Source organism: Streptomyces sp. TRD_SC_5, from assembly GCF_056836825.1.
Window position 1 is genome coordinate 23,035 of the sequence record NZ_JBWZZS010000002.1, and the last position, 17,320, is coordinate 40,354.

The 17,320-nt window shown below is 65.9% G+C and carries 11 protein-coding genes; 2 read left to right on the plus strand and 9 right to left on the minus strand.

Annotated elements, in window-relative coordinates; all coding sequences use genetic code 11:
• Positions 1-84: 84 nt before the first annotated feature.
• The 5 genes from AC1P0E_RS32175 to AC1P0E_RS32195 all read right to left on the minus strand — a co-directional run bounded on the left by AC1P0E_RS32175 (position 85) and on the right by AC1P0E_RS32195 (position 5,296).
• Positions 85-899, minus strand: a protein-coding gene (locus tag AC1P0E_RS32175; RefSeq protein ID WP_482746003.1) for an IS5 family transposase whose coding sequence is annotated in 2 segments (ribosomal slippage) — positions 85-557 and positions 557-899 — 816 coding nt in all. Because the reading frame shifts where the segments join, the coding sequence is not laid out codon by codon here.
• Positions 900-1,135: 236 nt separating this feature from the next.
• Positions 1,136-2,071, minus strand: coding sequence for a helix-turn-helix domain-containing protein (locus tag AC1P0E_RS32180; protein WP_482746004.1), 936 nt, complete (start codon positions 2,069-2,071; stop codon positions 1,136-1,138).
• Positions 2,058-2,609 (minus strand): hypothetical protein, encoded by a 552-nt coding sequence (locus AC1P0E_RS32185; RefSeq protein WP_482746005.1) that lies wholly within the window; start codon positions 2,607-2,609, stop codon positions 2,058-2,060. The genes AC1P0E_RS32180 and AC1P0E_RS32185 overlap by 14 nt, the downstream gene beginning before the upstream one ends.
• Positions 2,610-4,055: 1,446 nt before the next feature.
• Positions 4,056-4,757 (minus strand): hypothetical protein, encoded by a 702-nt coding sequence (locus AC1P0E_RS32190; protein ID WP_482746006.1) that lies wholly within the window; start codon positions 4,755-4,757, stop codon positions 4,056-4,058.
• Positions 4,754-5,296, minus strand: a complete 543-nt coding sequence (locus tag AC1P0E_RS32195; protein ID WP_482746007.1) for an RNA polymerase sigma factor — start codon at positions 5,294-5,296, stop codon at positions 4,754-4,756. Before AC1P0E_RS32195 ends, AC1P0E_RS32190 begins: the two co-directional genes overlap by 4 nt.
• A 1,129-nt stretch (positions 5,297-6,425) precedes the next feature.
• Between AC1P0E_RS32195 and AC1P0E_RS32200 the strand changes: the two genes are divergently transcribed.
• Positions 6,426-7,274 carry an NAD(P)H-binding protein gene (locus AC1P0E_RS32200; protein ID WP_482746008.1) on the plus strand — a complete coding sequence of 283 codons (849 nt, stop codon included), beginning with the start codon at positions 6,426-6,428 and terminating at the stop codon, positions 7,272-7,274.
• Positions 7,275-8,157: 883 nt separating this feature from the next.
• On the opposite strand, the gene AC1P0E_RS32205 is transcribed toward AC1P0E_RS32200, so the two are convergent.
• A complete protein-coding gene (locus AC1P0E_RS32205) occupies positions 8,158-8,475 on the minus strand; it encodes a hypothetical protein (RefSeq protein ID WP_482746009.1) in 318 nt (105 codons plus the stop codon).
• A gap of 119 nt (positions 8,476-8,594) precedes the next feature.
• Positions 8,595-9,254: an HNH endonuclease family protein gene (locus AC1P0E_RS32210; protein WP_482746010.1), complete on the minus strand. Its 660-nt coding sequence runs from the start codon at positions 9,252-9,254 to the stop codon at positions 8,595-8,597.
• A 251-nt stretch (positions 9,255-9,505) separates the two neighbouring features.
• Here AC1P0E_RS32210 and AC1P0E_RS32215 point away from each other — a divergent pair, with 251 nt between their 5' ends.
• A complete protein-coding gene (locus AC1P0E_RS32215) occupies positions 9,506-9,718 on the plus strand; it encodes a DUF6207 family protein (RefSeq protein WP_482746011.1) in 213 nt (70 codons plus the stop codon).
• 369 nt (positions 9,719-10,087) lie between these two features.
• Here the strand turns inward: AC1P0E_RS32215 and AC1P0E_RS32220 are convergent, their stop codons facing one another.
• Together AC1P0E_RS32220 and AC1P0E_RS32225 are read right to left on the minus strand one after the other, a co-directional pair.
• Positions 10,088-10,666 carry a hypothetical protein gene (locus AC1P0E_RS32220; RefSeq protein WP_482746012.1) on the minus strand — a complete coding sequence of 193 codons (579 nt, stop codon included), beginning with the start codon at positions 10,664-10,666 and terminating at the stop codon, positions 10,088-10,090.
• Between the two features lie 84 nt (positions 10,667-10,750).
• Entirely contained in the window at positions 10,751-17,293 is a 6,543-nt protein-coding gene (locus AC1P0E_RS32225; RefSeq protein WP_482746013.1) for an RHS repeat-associated core domain-containing protein, read from the minus strand.
• Between the last annotated feature and the right edge of the window lie 27 nt (positions 17,294-17,320).

The following is a 17,320-nucleotide window of genomic DNA, read 5'->3' on the forward strand; positions in this document are numbered from 1 at the left end:
GCCACAGTCCGGCGGACGAAGGCGTGCTCCGGTGCTGAGGCTGACCAGATGGGTAGCCGGGGGCCTTCAAGCTAAGACCGTGTCCTACATGGTCAGCTTGAGGAACCGTTTGTAGCAGCAGAGAGCGGCTGCCAGTCCGAGAAAGGCCAGGTAGTTGCCTGGTTTCCGCTCGTAGCGGTGGTTGAGCCGGCGGTAACCGGTCAGCCAGGACATGGTGCGTTCGATCACCCACCTGCGGCGGCCGAGCCGCTCGCTGGAGTCGATGCCCTTGCGTGCGATGCGGACCCCGATGTGCTTGCCCCAGAGCCATCGCCGCAGGTGAGGGATGTCGTACGCCTTGTCGGCGTGCAGGCGTTGGGGCTTGAATGCGGCTGCGTGGGATTCGTGTCCCATGTGGAAATGGGACAGTATCGGCTTCAGGGCCTGGCTGTCGTGGGTGTTGGCCGCGGAGAGCCCGACGCGTAGGGGCAGTCCGTTCGCGTCGGACAGGACATGCATCTTGGAACCGGGCTTACCTCGGTCCACGGGGCTCGGACCTGCAAGTTCGCCCCCTTTTTAGCGCGGACATGGGCAGAGTCGAGAACCGCGCGGGACAGGTCGACCAGATCCCGTTCGTCCAGGAGCCGGAGAACCTCCTGGTGCAGCCAGCCCCAAACCCCCGCCCGCGACCAGATGACGAACCGGCGATGCACCGTCGACTTCGAGGCCCCGAAGCACGGAGGCAAGGCCCGCCAGGCGCACCCGCTGACCAGCACATAGATGATCGCTGCGAAGACCGCCTCGTCATCGATGTTCGCGACCCCACCGCCTTGCGGACGCACCCGTGCAGCCGGCAACAACGGCTCCGCGAGCTCCCACAAACCGTCCGGAACAATCCATCCCCACCGCCCACTCCCCATAGCAAACCCAACGACCAACTCACCATGTAGGACACGGTCTAAATCAGATGATCAGTCGAGTTCGACGAGCGGGGTGCGGTGTAGCTGGCCGAAGGCCCTGACCTGATGGCACCGACGCAGCCTGCGTCAGCAGGCTGCGCTTGAACGAGTAGGTCCAGGAGCCGCCAGGAACGGCGCGCCCCCGTGGCCGTGGGTCACGGGGGCGACGCTGTACGACTGGTTCCCGGCCGCCCGGATCAGCGAGTCATCTGGAAGACGAGGATTCCGATGGCCAGCAGGGGGATCACCACATTGAACAGTCTGCGTATCACTGGGATCGCCCGCATCATGACGAGCATGTCAGTGGTGACAGAGGTCGGGGGCGGCGGCTGGGGTTTCCGATGCCGAAGCTGGGCGATCTTGATGCGGGTCACCGTGTGGTGCCAGATCAAGGTGCGCTCCTCCTCCAGGCCGCACGCGGTCAAGAAGATGTGGAGCAGCTCGGTGGTCGGCAGTTCGTCTCCGTTGAGGACGTGCGAGAACGTCGCGCCGGAGATCCGGTAGAAGCGTGTGCTGCGCTGCTCCAGGTCTCCCATGGTCAGTCCTTTGTCCGTGACCAGCTCGCGCATCACGGACAGGACGTCGCCCGGCGTGGTGCACAGGGCGAGCGCGGTGTGCATGTGATCCACCGTGGGGCTGGTAACCCGCTCCAGCTCGTCGCCCTGATGGGCTTCCATGAACTGCTGCACCAGGGCGAGCAGGCCGTCGGGCTGGGCGGGGATGACTGCGTCGGTCGGCGGATCGATCCGTCGCCGAGGCCGGGGCAGACGCAGCGCATACGTCTCGCTCCGCTCCTGGGCGCCGGTTTCGGTGAGCTCGACCTCGGCGGTCCGTACTGCGGACTGGCGGGACTCTTCGCCCGCCGCACGGGCCACCGCGTTGCGGTAGAGGCGCTGCCAGGAGCCCATGTCCCCAGTGAAGCCGCAGCCGCGTACGAACGCCTCGACTATCTCCCACTTCGGCACGCCGTTGCCTGACGCCGCCGTGGACAGGGCCGCGGCGGAGTAGTGCGAGCGCGCTGAGAGGTCCTTGTAGGTGAGGTTGGAACCGCGCCGGAGTGCCCGCAGTTCGCGGGCGAGCTCCGCCACTTCCATGGGTGTCTCGACAGGGATCTCTTTCTCAGGACGCGCCATGGCGCCCCTCCTGCGTCGCCGATCGGAGGTTTCGGCCGTGGACCCGGGTTACGAATCGCTGCGCGCCCCGGTGCAGGTGACGGTGTCGTGCGTGCTGCGGTTCGGCGGCCGCGGTCCGGGCCGGGGCAGCCTGGTCCACGTGGGCGGCGGCGTCCGTACGGCGTCGAGTGCACCGTGCGTAGGCCTGGTGCCCGGCGTGGCGACCACGGCGGACGTCGCGCTCAGCACCCTCGATGCCGTCGTCGACCTCGACGTTCTCTGCCTTGCCGCCGTCCTCGGTGCCACGACCACTGCGGGCCCGGGCAGCGGCCTCGTCGGTGTCTTTGGTGCCCTCGGCCTCGATGTCCTCGACGTTATTCTCGGTGGCGACGATCTGGAGGAGGCCTTCGCCTACGGTGCCGCCGACGAACGTGCCGATCATCGCGCTGACTTCGGGATCGAGGCCGAGTACATGGGCAAGGAAGCCGGTGCCAGCACCGGCGGCGTTCGCCGTTGCGGCGGCGATGAGGATCTGGCGGCGCTTCTTGTGGGGAGGCATCTCGTCCAACTCCTATGCGAGGGGCCCTTGGTGCCCGCTCTGTTGGGGGTTGATGCTGAGCGAGGGCGACCCGTTTCCGGGTCGCCCTCGCTCAGCGCCTCGCCCCCGGCTGAACCGGAGCGAGGGTGTAACTGGCCTGAGTGCGTATTCAGTTGTGCCGGGCTCGGGCGGCCAGTCCCGTCAGCCAGGAGCTCCAACTCCTGTCTGCGGCTGAGAAACGGGGTTCCTCGAGGCGTTCCGCGCGCGATACATAAGTGTGCCCCATGGGGGTGTTGCCGGACACTGCGACCGGTCCCCCGCCAGCCTCCTCGTGCGCTCGTGAATAATGCTTGCGCGCGACACGGACGCCGCACCGGCGGGCATGAAGAACGCGGATCTGGTATTGCGTGTCGCCGACAGTTCGGCCAAACGTTCACCCCGTAAGCCCCATTTGCCCGCTTCATCAACGCATTTGGGTGGTGAACAACGGGCCGAAAACAACTCGAGAACGAGCTCCCCTGATGGCATACCGGCAGGTCAGCGGTATTATTCACTCACTGTGGTTCTTCAGCCTTGCTTGACGACTGCCCGGCAAGACGGCGAATCGCTCCACAGACCCCCGGTGGCACGCCACCATGGGGACCGCGGGTTCAGCTCCAACTGGCCTGCAATCAAGAGGCGTCTCATGGCCTGAGTGCACCTTGGAGGCCCCCCGCTCCGGCGGGGGGCCTGAGGCATTTCCCCTCCCCTTATAGACAGAGCAAGGCATTTGCCCCGCTTTGCGCACCCGGTCGGTCATCCCTGAACAATTCCCGTCCCACCGTTTCACCCAGAACGCCAGCTGTGAGCGACATCACCGCCTGACGCCTCCTCTCTCCCACTCCAAGCCCGAACAAAGTCCGCTCAACCGATTCCGTGTTCACAAGACCGATCGGAAGTGCGCCGCTTCGGGCAGGTCTGCTCACCCCACCCGTCGGCGCCGTGCTTCCGCCTGCCGCCCCTCGCTCCTCGCACCAAACCTCGTCACGTGCCATGACCAGTCAGCATCACCTGACCGCCGGCCTGCGTTCGGGGAACAGAGCCCGGCACGCGCCCGGATCGGCGGGCAGGGCAGACGCCCCTGTTCAGGGGTTCGGGGCGGCCGGCGGACCGGAGCAGGTCCGGGCAGTCGTCGGCATACGTGAAAGGAGCGGGGCGACGTGCTCGAGGCGCAGCACTCGTGAACAAGCCGCCTCTCGGATTCCTCTTCACCCTGGCGCCTCGGAACGGCATCGGCCCGGCACTGGGCCCACCCAGGGCCGACTGCGGAACGCCGGCTCCTTCCGCACGGCCGGCCTCGTGCCGGGACCACGGTGGTGCGGCTCGGCCGGACAGCCCGCAGCGGCTGCGACCGGGCCGGGCCCTCTGCGACGGGAACGCGCCTCATTGACGATCAAGGGTTCACGAGCCGTGCGCCGCGCCGACGGGTCATCCTCCGCAGAGCAGCTCGTCGCGCTGCTCCTGGGTGACTTCTTCGAGATAGCCCTCGGGGATGGGGACGTGCTGGGCTTCGCGTCCGGTAGTGACTTCCCGGACGTGGTTGCCGACTTGCTGTTCGAGTGAGGGCTCGACCCTGCCGGGCCGGATGGGGTCCCAGCCCTTGTCGGCGGGGAAGTCCTGGCCCCGCCAGTCGAGGTAGCAGTGGACGGCGGTGTCGGGGTCGTCGCGCAGGAGGCCGTCGAGGAAGAGGGCGTAGGCGGCAGTGCCGTCGCCGACACCGGCGGCAAAACCCCACCAGAAGCGTGCACCTTCGTCGTGTCCGCTCAGGGACAGCATGCAGCCGAAGACCCGTGCGCCGACCTGGTCGGTGGGCCGGGCGGCATCGACGAACTCGATGAGTTTTTCTGTGCACCCGGGTGCCTTGATGACCATCCGGCACAGGTCTGCCAGGTCGCGCTCGATGCGCGTCTTGACGGCCTGGCCGGCCGGCGAAGCGGGAGCCAGCTGCAGGGTAATCAGTTCCGGGGAGCTGGGCACGAGCCAGCCATGGGCACGGAACTGGTCGGCGCGGTTGCGGCGTTCGTTGACGTGGGTGATGCGCTGGCGCAGCTTGTAGTCGTCTTCGGCGCGCTGTTCCTGGGTGTATTCGGGGGTGCGGATGTGCGCCCCGCGCAGGAGGTTCTCGATCATTCTTCGCAGCCTTTCTGGGTGGGCGGGGTGTCGGACAGGTCGGCGAGCAGGGCCTGGAGCGTGGGGCGCGCGGCGGCCAGGTGAGAGCGGACGGTAGAAGGGCGCACGCCGGTGAGAGCCGCTACCTCCTTGACCGACTTGTCGAGGAGGTAGTGCAAGAAGACGCAAGTGCGCTGGCGTTCGGGAAGCTTCTGCAGGGCTTGGTTGATCCGCGGGCGCAGTTCAGCCTGCTCTAAGCCGGCGTCGGACTCGGCGGGCAGGAAATCCAGGTGGAGCCCGGCAGGCTGGCTGGGGCGCCGGTCGCGGTGGCGAAGCGCGTCAATGAGGGCGTCGCGCAGGATCTTCCATCCGTACGCCCCGCTGCTCGCGGAGGCCAGTACATCGTCCCAGCGCAGATAGATCTTGAAAAACACGTCGTTGACGACGTCACGGGCATCCTCCGGTGAGCCCAGGAACGCGGCGGCGTAGGAGAAGTAGTGGTCCCGCTTGTCCAGGACGAACGAGTCGTAGACCAGCGGGAACTCCTCCGGTGTCACCACGCCCGTAAGTACACGGGCACCCTTCATCGAAGCCCTCGCGGCAGTACCGCGTGGGCGAGGCAGGGCTGCTGGTGAGCCGTGTGCTGGGGTCCCCCCACGCATTCGGTCGGCTGGTTGCCGTCGCACATGCTGATCCTTTCCGCTTCACCAGACCCCCATCCCCTACTAGGCCCGGGAGAGCGAGGCGCTCTCACCTCTAATGCCGTCACAGCCACCCCAAACGTCCAGCCCAACCGGCAAAAAGATTGACGGAACGTTACGCCAAGATCGCAATCCGTGTCCGAGAAGCAGGAATTCCGGCGCACCAACAACGCCGCCTAGTGATCACCTCGGCGAAGCAGTACACCGAGCCAAGCCGCATACGAGCCCGGCCACAGCCCCTGGGGGACCAGAGTCAGGCCGGAGCGGTGTCGCTCATCCAGCCACTGTCGAAGAAGCCAACTTTCCGTAGCAGCCCGAAGAGGCCGCCCGGTGTTGGGCGTTGGGTTCTCACTGCGTAGTGGCCGGCACACTCGACCTGCGCTCCTTCGGAGCCGACGCTTGGCTGAGCCTTGACGGCTCCCGGCTCGAGGGCCGCCAGCGGGCTGCTCTGCAGCGGCCGCCGTCCACCCTGAGCGCATGGCCTCATCGATGCAGTCAGCAGCGGATCAGGCTCGCAGGAGTTTGGGCAGTGCGCGCGATGGCGACGACATCATTCCGCCCGCCGCACCGGCGGCCCGGACACCGACTCCGGCTCCACCACCGACCGCTCCGCCAGCACCTCCGCGACGGTCTCCCTCGCGATCACCAGCCGCGACAGGCCTCCCGGGCCGCTCCAGCCGGACGGCCAACTCAGCAGCCTCTGTCCGAAGTTCCTCCACCACCCGACGAGCCGCGGCCTCCCGCGCCTCCAACTCCTCCGGCAACGACGTCATGAACCGCCACTCCACCCCGCCACGGTAGAAGCCGGACACCGCCCGGAACACAATCAACGACTTCCCAGGCCAGCGCACAACTTCAGGGGGCGTACCCATCTCCTGTTATGAGTTGGCACAGCACCTGACGGCCGCTCCGGTCGGCCGGTGCTTGACCTGAACCGTGGTTGATGTACGAGAGTCGTGTCATCGAACGGCGATGCGAGGAGATTCCGATGACACAGTCCAGGATCCTGGTGACCGGCGCGACTGGAAAGGTCGGCGGCGCGGTGGTGACCCAACTGCACGCGGCGGGCGTGCCTGTGCGGGCGCTGGTGAGAGGGGAGGCGGACTTCCCGAAAAATGTGCAGGCGGTACGCGGCGATCTGGGTGACCCCGCGTCGCTGGACACGGCTCTGGAGGGCGTCGATTCGGTCTTCCTGGTGTGGCCGTTCCTGAGCGCCGAGGGCGCGTCGGACGTGATCGACGCGATAGGGAAGCGCGCCCGACGGGTGGTGTACCTGTCATCCGCCGGGGTCGGAGAGGAGGAGGAGCCGGGCGAGGCGATCACCATGTTCCACACGGAGCTGGAGCGGCTGATCGAGGCATCGGGCCTGGAGTGGACGGCGCTGCGGCCCACCGGGTTCGCGAGCAACACGCTGGGCTGGGCGGAGGAGGTCCGCACTACCGGTGCGGTACGGGCGCCGCTGGCAAGGCTGGCCCGCCCGCTGATCCACGAGGCTGACATCGCTGCTGTCGCCGTTCAGGCGCTGACGACCGACGCCCTGCTCGGCGCCCGCCCCCTGATCACCGGCCTCGAACTGATCACCCAGGAACGGCAGGTGGCGCTGATCAGCGAGGCGATCGGGCGGCCGGTGCGGTTCGAGGAGATCACACTGGACGAGGCCATCGAGCAGATGAAGGCCGCAGGCTACCCGGCAGAGCTGGTGGAGGCCGTGGTGCCGGCCCAGGTGGGGATGCTCGACAACCCGGAGCCGGTCAACGATGAGGTGGAGCGCATCACGGGCACCCCGGCCCGATCCTTCCGGGAGTGGGCGGTGGACCACGCGGCAGACTTTCGCTGAGAGGGACGTCAATACACGTTGGCATAGACGACCGAAGCACCGGAACTCGGCTCCATCGCCCACACTCTTGACGTCGAGGTCAGGACCCTGCTCAGGGAAGCGACGAGCAGTTGACCGTGCAGGTCGGGAGGTCATCTCGCGGCTATGGCGTGCCGTCACTCAGAAGGATCCGCATCCAACATCGTGCGGGGTGGGACGAGGAAGCAGGCGTCGACGCCGACTGTGTAACGGGCACTGGGACGCCGCACGGACAAGGCAGTGGTGATGACCCTGGCTCTCCAGGGCGCCGCCCGGCAGCTGAGACCAGCTCGTCACTGCTGAGCGAGGGCACCAGGTGTCGGGTTGTGGGATATGGCGATGGATGCCTGTCGCTGACAATTCGCAAGCGAGGACAGCGCCACGGCGGGCGGGAAGGGGGGTACCCCGACCGCCGTGTGATGCGCTGCCCCCGGGACCGCCATGCAGCGTTCCTCAAAGGTCGTCGCGAACCAGCTCCACGATGACAGCCCAAAGAGCGCGAACACCCAGTGCAACTGCTATGCGCGCAGCAAGCTCCCGTATGAACTTTGCCCGCTTGGTCGACGACTTGTCGGCCATATCTCCACCTCCCTGTGTTGGGAGGCCGCGCAGCCGAATCCGACATGCCGTAGCGGCAACGCGACCTCTCCCCCCAAGCCGAGGCGAAGACCTGTTCAACTTACCGAGACATATGGGCGTTTGATAAGTGCACATCGAGATTCGGACCGGTTCTCGACCCGCCTTCAGTCAGACGAAGCACACGGTGTTTCCGCCCCTGCCGCCGACGTGGCCCCCTCTCCCCTGGCATCCCTGCCCATGACGGCGGTGCGGGCCCCAAGTCGGCGCGCCGGGGCGCGGGACCCAGTCAGCAGGTGACGACCTTGCCGTAAGAGCCGCGGCCCCAGTTCCACTCCCATTGCTGTCCCGGCTGGTACGTCAGACAGCGGGAGTCAGGGCCCCAGTCAATGACCACTTTCAGGTGCATCGTCTCGCTGCACGTATTGGTGACCTTCACGTACTTCTGGTGCTTGATGACGTCCCTCTTGACGCAGGACGGCGCGGTGCCCATGAGCTGAACCTGCGACGATGACGAATAAGCGGGGGCGGCAGTGAGGACCGGGGCGAGGGCGGTGGCCGCAAGGAGCGCAGCGATGCTCAGTACCGGTCGCGCAGTAAGGCGCATGACATCTCCTGGTTCGATTGATGGGGGTGTCTCTGAAGGCAGCCCGCAGGGGCCTGGCACCGGACACAGAGGGCGTGTCGCTCCCTATGTCCGGAAGTCAGCCAGGGGGCCGTGTGGGGCTATGGGGCGGGTTCGAAGTGGACTTCGGTGGTCGGGCACTGTGCGGCCAGGTCGAGCAGCTCGGCTTGTTCCTGCGGGTTGATGGCCAGGTTCCAGCGGAGCTTGGTTGCGGTCCATTCGGCGGCGTACTGGCAGTGGACTTCACCGGCGGGCGGCATCCAGGTGCCGGGGTCCTGGTCGGATTTGCTGCGGTTTGATCGGGCGGTGACACCGACCAGTGAGGTGGGGGCTCCCAGGTCGTTGGCGTATGCCTCGCGGCGCTGCGCGGTCCAGGCTGATGCGCCGGAGTCCCATGCTTCGGCGAGGGGCACCATGTGGTCGATGTCCAGGCCGGAGGGGCCGGACACGGTGGTCGCGTCGTAGTACGACCACCAGGTGCCACCGGTCAGCTTGCACCCGGGGCCGAGCGTTGGGGGCTCGACTGCCTCGGCGATCAGTACCTCGTGGCGGGTGTTGCAGCCGTCCGTGGGGTTCTGGCCGGTGTTCCAGTGGCGGAACTTGTCGCGCGTGTACCCCTCACGCGATTCATCGGCGGTCTCGAGCTGGTGGACCGCGGCGCTGAGAGGAAGCGTCTCGGCGGCGTGGGCTGGCGGGGAGGCGGTCACGGGCAGGAGGACGAGTGCTGCGGCTGTGATGGCGCGCTTCAAGTTTTCGATCACGAACGCATGGATACCGGCGCGCGCACCGCGGACGGGCGAAGATGCCCGGCTGCTCACTCGCCCGGGTGGTGCGGTTCATCGCAGAAACGATCCCGCTGCCCCCAACACCACCCCCCTGTCTTCGAAAGCGAGCCAACTGCCATCCGGCGGCACAAGTCGACTCGCCGGACAGGCAGGCCCGGACGACACATACGGGTGGGATATGGGCACCCTGCGAACCGCTGGAGGTCAGGGCGGCGTCGGCCAAGAGTATGGAGAAGATCGACGAACACCACGTCAGCCAGCCCGGCCTCGTCGTCCTGGACATCACCGCCGCCGACGAGGCAACCGTCCACGCTGTCATGGCCGGCCTCGGGGAATGGTGGGCCACCTCCGGCGTCGCCCCGGTACGCCGCGAGCCCGGAGTTCCTGGGGTGAAGGCCCGTATTTACGCGGACATCCGACGCCCAGGCACGATGATGTAAGAGCGCCGCCCCCGTTGCGTTCCCCGGGCAGGGCCAGGTACGGAAGACCAAGCGCCAACCGCTGGCCTTCTGAGCGCGCCTTCTGCTGCTGGCGCTCGCGTTCGGCCTGTTCGGTCCTGGCGGGCGGCGTCGTCGGTCCGGCTCTTACACGTACCGCACAGGTGCAGGGTCGTCCTGTTCCTGCCCCTGTCAGAGGCGGCGGCCTTCCAAACGGCCCTCAGCGAACTTCACCCCGCGGCTAGCGCACACCGGTGCGGAGGGTGGCTCGCGTGCGCGACTGCGTTCGGCCGGCCCGGTACGCGGTCGCCGCCCTCCCGCAGTGAAGCGCTCGGCTCCCCTCACCGCCGGGTGAGGGGAGCGTGAGCGCGCTTAAATTGCCGACGGATCCAAGCCCAGCCAGCGCTTAGCCCCAAGGGCCGCATCATTTCCGAAATGAGGGGCTCCGAACGCCATGCGGCTCGCAACTTCCCTCATTTCGGGAATTTTTTTCAACTCAGAAGCTCCAGTGAACGAGATCAAGGACTCAGTTGAATGCCCAACGATTACGGATTCGCCATCGAGCGACATCACCGCAAAACCGGGAAATCCTTCCCTGGCTCCGGTGATCCCGAGCGCAGATCCCGCCCCAACGAAATCCCATTCCGACAAGAGAGACACTTCCCCCCAAAACAAATCACCAAACTCATCCTCAATGGCAATCAAGAATTCACGCCGCTCATTTAGCATGTGGAGCTCTTCGGCCATGGCGAACCAGGCGGAGTTTCCGCGCAGGAAGTCATTCCCGCCCCCACTCCTGTGGATTTCCGCGTCCAGGCGCCCACTCTCAGGCGAAAGAGAATTAACCTGCCATGCGAAAGTCGGCGATATCATCTCTCCTTGCGGGATTTGCTTCAAGAGCAGCATCCCGATCAGCTTGAATTTACGTCTCAACTCTTCAATATCACTCATCCACTTCGCCTTTCAATTTATTCCAAGCTTCGACTGGCGGTGGACCGCCCGACAGGGTCCACCGCCAGCATCAAATCGCGAGTGTTAGTTCAGCCCCCCAGGATACTCTCCCCCATCCTTGTACCAAGGGGATGGAAAGAGGCGAGGCTTATCATAAGCATGCCCGAACGCGTACCCAATCTTACCGTCAGGTCTTACCAAGACCCTATGGTTGTCCTTGCCAGGTACGGTGTAGATTTTTGAATCTTTCCACTGCCGCTGCTGTCGCGGGCTCAGTTTATCGGCTCTGTAGAAGTCTAGTGTGCCGTCCGGGTTTCTACGCTGCCGCGCATTTCCCGAACTGACGTCTTCGTACGTTTCACGGAGCTGCTTGTACTTCATTAGCGGGTTTGGGTGCGAAAGCTTCCATCCGCCCGGCGGTGGATTCTTGGCAGTGTGTCTCGGCTTGCCAATTTTTCCTGCGCCGAATACCGCTCCAAGGGCACCCGGGACGAGATATAGATCTCCGGTGGTGTCGATGCCCTGTCCGGATACCCACTCGTCGTACTGCTGGCCGTAGGTGCAGTCATCTACGTTCGGGCAGCCGCCCCCCAAGGGCCCAATGAAGTATTCGGACATGTAGACGGCGTTCCGGAAGAGTCCCAGGAGCATCGCGTCTTCTGTACTGGAATCTTGAGGTCCGGCAAAAAGCGGGGCGGATTGCGCCCCCGCCGGCACACAGTGTCGTCCGCTCCAGTCGCAGGAGTAAGTCGGGCTGCCGCCTGATCCGCCGGTGCTTCCAGAGGAGGTGGTGGGAGCGGTACCGCCACTGTTGTTGGTGAGAGCGCCGCCACCGCTAATGACGCCGCCGCCTGTGGGGTTGCCGTTGTTGGATAGGCTGCCATCGCCGTGTGTGACAACGCCGGTGCCGCAGCCTTCCTCTGATCCGCCTGCTCCGCCGCAGGCGAGGCCCATGCCGGTGGGGTCGGAGAAGGTGAGCGGATTGTTGATGCTGTAGCTGTAGCCGTTGAGGGTCTGGTGCTTGTCTAGTTCGAGCAGGGGGTCGACGCTGATGAATTGGCCGGTTCCTGGGTCGTATTCGCGTGCGCCGATGTGGGTGAGGCCGGTGGTGGCGTCGGCTGGTTTGCCAAGGAATGCCTTGTCGTCGGGCCAGCTAGTGGCCTTCGGGCCCCGGGTGGCGCCGAAGGGTGCCGTGTAGCGCTTGGTGATCGCCCAGGTGGTGGCGTCCAGAGCGAGGCTGGAGGTGCCGTGGTGGTCGGCGGCAAGGAATTTGAGCTTGGTGCCGGTGACTCCGCTGGTGGCGGTTCGTACCGCGATGCTCTGGCCGGCCGCGCTGTAGTAGCGGGTGCCGGACAGGGTCTTGGTGGTGCCCTTGACCGTGAGGCGCACCTCGGTGGAGCCGAGGTAGAGGACTGTGTCGCCGTCCGCTGTGGTGGCTCGGCGGATCAGGAGCTCGCCGCTTGCGTCGTAGAGGTAGCTGGTGCCGGTGGCGGGCTTGGTGCCGGCGGCCGGTTCGCTGGTGGAGGTGAGTTGGCCCTCGCTGTTCCAGTTCAGAGTCTGGGTGGCTTGGGTGCCGGGACGGGTTTTGGTGCTGCCCGCCGCGTCATAGGTATACGTACTGGCCTTGGCGCCGGTGGTCTTGTTGAGCGGGTGGGGCTGACCTGCGGTCGTGCCGTATTCGTAGACGGTGGTGGCGTTGCCCGTGGTGGCGTGGGTGGTTTCGGTCTTGCGCTGACCGGCGTCGTTGTAGGTATAGCTGGTCCAGTACGGGGCCTGGCCGGCGATGTTGGCGACAGTGCGACCAGTGGCGGCGCAGTCGGCCGTGTTGGGTGTCCATGCCTCGGTCATGCGGCGGTGGCCGTCGTAGGCGAAGCACTGGTAGTCGGGCTTCGTGGTGCCGCCCTGGGTGCTGGCGTCGAAGATGGAGGTGACGTTGCCGGCGTCGTCCTGGGTGAAGTTCAAGTCCTGCGGCATGTAGCCGTGGACGTCGTCGGTGACGAAGGAGCGTTTCAGGCGGCGGGTGCCTGCCTCGTAGTCGTAGTTGAGGTAGGCCTTCTTCGCCGTGCTGGATCCATCCATGCCCAGGGTCAGCTGTCGCAGGTCGCCCAATGGTGAGTACGCGGCGCCTTGGAGGTAACCGGTGGTGCCCTGCGAGGTGAGCTGCGCGCCGAGGGCGTTGTAGGTGTATCCGACGGTCTCCGCTGCCAGACCGCCGACTGCCGGCTGGGAGGCCTGGCTGATGGTGCCGTCCAGACGGTAACCGGTGGTGAAGGACAGCGTCTTGGGTACGCCTGCAGCCACCAGCGGGTCGCTGTCGGGCAGGATCAGCTGGCTGCCGGTGACCTGGTAGAGGCTGTCGTAGGCCGTGACCTTGCTGGTGTAGGCCTTGCTGGTGGCCTGGTTGACGCCGCTCTCGTAGCGGACCGCGGTGTCCTGCTGCCCCTTGGCCAACGTGTCGAACGTCCAGGCGGCGAGCTTGGTCGCGTCCGTCTTCGTGCCGTCCCACAGACCGGTCTTGCGGCCGAGCTCGTCGTACTCGTTGACAAGGGTCTTCTGGAGCACGCTCTTCGTACTTTCAACCTGATCGAGGCTGTTGTACAACGTGCTGGAGGCGCCCTTGTCCGGGTCGACCGCGCTGGTCTGGCGTCCGAACAAATCATAGCCGTAGGACCACTTGGCCTGATCCGGTCCGGTGATGGTCTTCTGCTGGCCAGCTGCCGTGTAGGTGTAGTCCGTGGTGGTGAAGTTGAGCCCGGTCGGCTGCGGGCCCCCGTACTCGAGCCGCTTGGTGGTTTGTCCGAGCGCGTTGGTGACCACCGCGGTGGCCTGACCGCTGTTCGGAGCCGTGGAGGCGACAGTGTCGCCGCGGTAGAACGTCTCAGTGGTCCAGCGGGTGACACCCCAGTTCTTGGTCACTGCCTTGGTGGCGCGTCCCGCGCCGTCATAGGTGGTGTCCGTCTGGACCGGGGCCTGGCTGCCCTCGGTCTGCACCGCGGTGCCTGAAGGCGTAGCCGTCTCGTCCCAGATGTCACCTTGCGCACTGACCGCCAGACCGCGGTCGTCGTACAGAGTCAGAGCAATGGCACGTCCGCCGATCGGCGTGGGTGTCTGAACCTGACGGATGCGCAGCAGGGAGTCGTAGATTTCGTACGCGGTGTTGTAGCCGGAACCGTCGCCCTTAAGGGTGCCGGTGGACGCCCAGGGCAGAGCCGAGCTGGTGATCTGGTAGTTGTAGACGTAATTGGGGGTTTTGCCGAGCGCCTTGGAGCGGTTGGCCAGCCACACCTTGGTGACCCGGCCGAGGCTGTCATATTCGGTCTCTGCGACCTTGCCGTTCGGGTCGGTCGCCTTGATGGGGGCGCCGGTGGCGAAGTCGACCGCGGTGGTGGCCTTGTGCAGTTTGGCGTTGGTGACCGTGGTTGCGGTCAGCGGGCCTGCTGCCGCGGGGGTATAGGTCGTGGTGGCGGTCGCCAGGTCGTTGCTGTCCTTCACGACCAGCGGGCGGCCGAGGGTGTCGTACGTTACGACCGCGACCTTCTGCCAGGTCGGGTTGTTGGCCGTGGTGTACGCCTTGGCCCGTCCAGTCCACTGGGCCTCCCCCTTGGTGGGGACCTGTGCGGAGGACCAGGTGGTGGTGTCGTATGCGGTTGCGGTGTCGGAGATGACATCGCCGGCAGTTGAGGAGTCCGCCGGCAGGTTGAGAGCGTCCCCGGTGGTGGCACACGGCTGGGCTGTCACCCTGGTGCGGGAAACGAGTGAGTTGATGCCCGCCGCGTCGTTGCGGGCGTACCAGTTGCGGGTGCATTTCTCGTCGCCTGCGACGGCGTTGTCGCCCTTGTCCTCGACCGTGGCAGCCATGCCGTAGTCGTCGTAGGTCGTCGCCATTGAGCGCACTCGGTCACGCGGCTCGATGCCGCTAGTGATGTTGGTGCGGGCGTGGGTGGCGCCGGTGCGCACGTAGTACGCCTCGGTGTCGGCGTAGGACTTGTGCTGGGTGGCAGTGACCTTGGACCACGGGTCGTTGACCGTGCCGCCCACTTCTACGGTGCCGTTATAGGTGACGGTTTCGCGAGTGAAGCCGGCGTACTGATCCGAGTCGGTGATCTCACTGGCCTTGATGCCGGTGACCTTGGCCGCCTTGCGCTGGTCCGGGTCGGGTGTTTTGCCGTCGGTGCCCAGGACGCGGTCGCCGTTCATGCCCCGCATGTAGATGGAGACGGTCTTCAACTGGGCGCTGTCGCTGTCTCCGGTGAGATGGGTGACCTTGCCGAAGCCACGCCAGATCGACCAGGTCCGTTCCTTCTCCTTGGTCAGCGGGTCTTCGTTGTAGTGCCAGGCCCCGCCGCCGTCGTATTGGTAGGTGTGCTGGACCGGTTCCGAGCCGCCGTGCGGAGCGGATGTGGACACGGCGGCGACCGGGTACTTCTGGAACCAGTCCAGGGTCGGTACCTTCTCCCCGTTCGGGGACCAGTAGACCGGGTAGCAGCGGCGGGTGTTCTCGTCCACCTTGGGCATGGTCTGCCCGTACACGCAATCGGCTTCCATGTAGCTGACAGTGGTCTGCGCGCCGGCCTCTGAGGTGATGGTCCTCAAGCGTGGCTTGTCCAGGGAGAGGATGTTGTCAGCCGGGCCGTCGACCCGGTTGGGCAGGAAGGCGTGGGTGAACTTCACCGGGTCCAAGGCCAGGTTCGTGCCGCGCTTGCCGGTGTGCTTGATCTCGTCGAGCCACAGCGACTGGTCGGTCGAGTCGCCGGTGTCCCCCGGGTCGAGGTACAGCTGCTGCAGATCCCACGCGTCGACCGCTGCATACGCGGGAGTCGTGGCCGCCGCATCCCAGGCGGAGGTGGTGATGCTATTCATGCGCTTGCGGGTGAAGAACGACGGGCCCGCGTTGCCGGTGCACTTCGCGTCTGCCTTGCAGGCGGCGTCGAACGGAACGTCCGGCCAGTTATCGCGAGTGTCCTCCGTCAGCGCGTCGCAGCCGGTACCGGTGGCGAGGCAGCGCTCGGCGTAGTAGAAGGTGACCTTGTTCGAGGCGGCGGGGGTGGCGGAGAACAGGGCGTCGGCGCGCTGGCCGTAGCGGATCTCTTGCAGGTAGCCGCCACGGGTGTATTCGGTGCCGTTGGTGTCGTCGCCGAGCTTGTCGTAGTAGTTGTTCTCGGCCTTGTACCAGTAGGTCATGGCGTTTTGGTGGGTGTCCTCGACCAGGTCGAGGTTCCACCGCCATGCCTGCTTCTTGTCCCGGCCGGAGAAGGTGGTGCCGTCCGCGTATCCGGGCTCGCCGGAGTCGTCGCCGAAGACGGGCACCGTCCAGACCGATTCGGTGCGGTCAGCGGTGCCCGCACCCGGCAGTTTGTTCAGGCCGAAGACGTATTTCGTGCCGTCCCCGGTGATGACGGTCCAGTACTCGCCGTTGTCGTCACCGTTCTCGGCACCGGTGGAGTGGGTGACGGTGGAGGCGTCGTCGTTCTTCAGGCGCCACTTGCCGGTGGTGTCGTCCTTGACGAGCTCGGAGGCCTTGCCGTTCAGGACCAGCGAGGCGTTGTCGTACTTCCAGCACAGGTCGAACTTGTCGGTCTGCCCATCGTCTTCACAGGACCCGTATTTGCGCTCGATGTAAGACGAGGTGAGATCAAAGCCCTCACCGATCACGGTGCCCTGGTTGTTCGTGGACGCGGTACGGCCGTCCACGCTGCCGGAATCGTAGGAGATCGACAGACCCGGCACCGGTCCAGCCGCGGCGGGCGGGGTGCGCAACGGATACGACCAGGTGAAGGTGCCCGAGCTGCCGCCGGCTTCCCACGTCGACGAGGCCGCGAGCGGAGTGGCCTTGTAGTCGCCGGCGCCGGACTTGGTTCCGGCCGCCAAGGCCAGCACCATAGTCTCTCCGGCGAAGGACGACTTACTGAACGCGAGCTGGGTCTTCAGTTGCTCGGCGCCGCGGTCGTTGGTGAACTCCAACGGCTTACGCTTACGGCACTTTGCCTTGCCGGGGTCGGTCAGAGCGCAGTCGTTGAGTTCAAGGACTTGCAGACGTCCCGCCCAGTCGCCGCCGTAGGCAGAGGCGAAAGCAGAGTAGTCGATGCCGAGTCGGGCCTTGCCGCCCCCCTTGGGACCCGTGACGGTCAGCGCGACGCCCTTGACACCCAGCTTGCTGGCCGCCTTCTGGTCCAGGACCTTGACCTTGACCGCGTCAGCGGCCTTCGCCCGCTTCTTGCCTTTGGCTGCCTTCGGCTCAGTAAGGGTCAGGGGCAGGGAGCCCGGTTCGGCCTTCGCCGTACCACTGCCGGAGAGGGCCAGCGTCGCCGTACCGTTCTTCGGCCATGACACCGTCCTGCGCTGGTCAGTGCGCGCCCGCTTGGCCGCTGCCTGATCAGCCGCCGCGGACCTGGCGACCGCATCCGCGTTCTTCTTGTTGACCTTCGAGGTGAGCGGGGAGACCTTCGAAGCCCTCGGAGCCTCCAGCTTGGGTTTGCCCAGCGGATCTACATCGGCGGCAAACACGACCGGCGACAACAACCCCGGCAGTAGGGCAAAACCGACCACCACGCCAATTCTGCGCGTCCAGGCATATCTGCCGCGCTCCGCACGGCCTGCCCGGGATATCCCAGGTGCGAGCTGGTTCATTACAAAGTCTCCTCGCGCGCGGCCGCT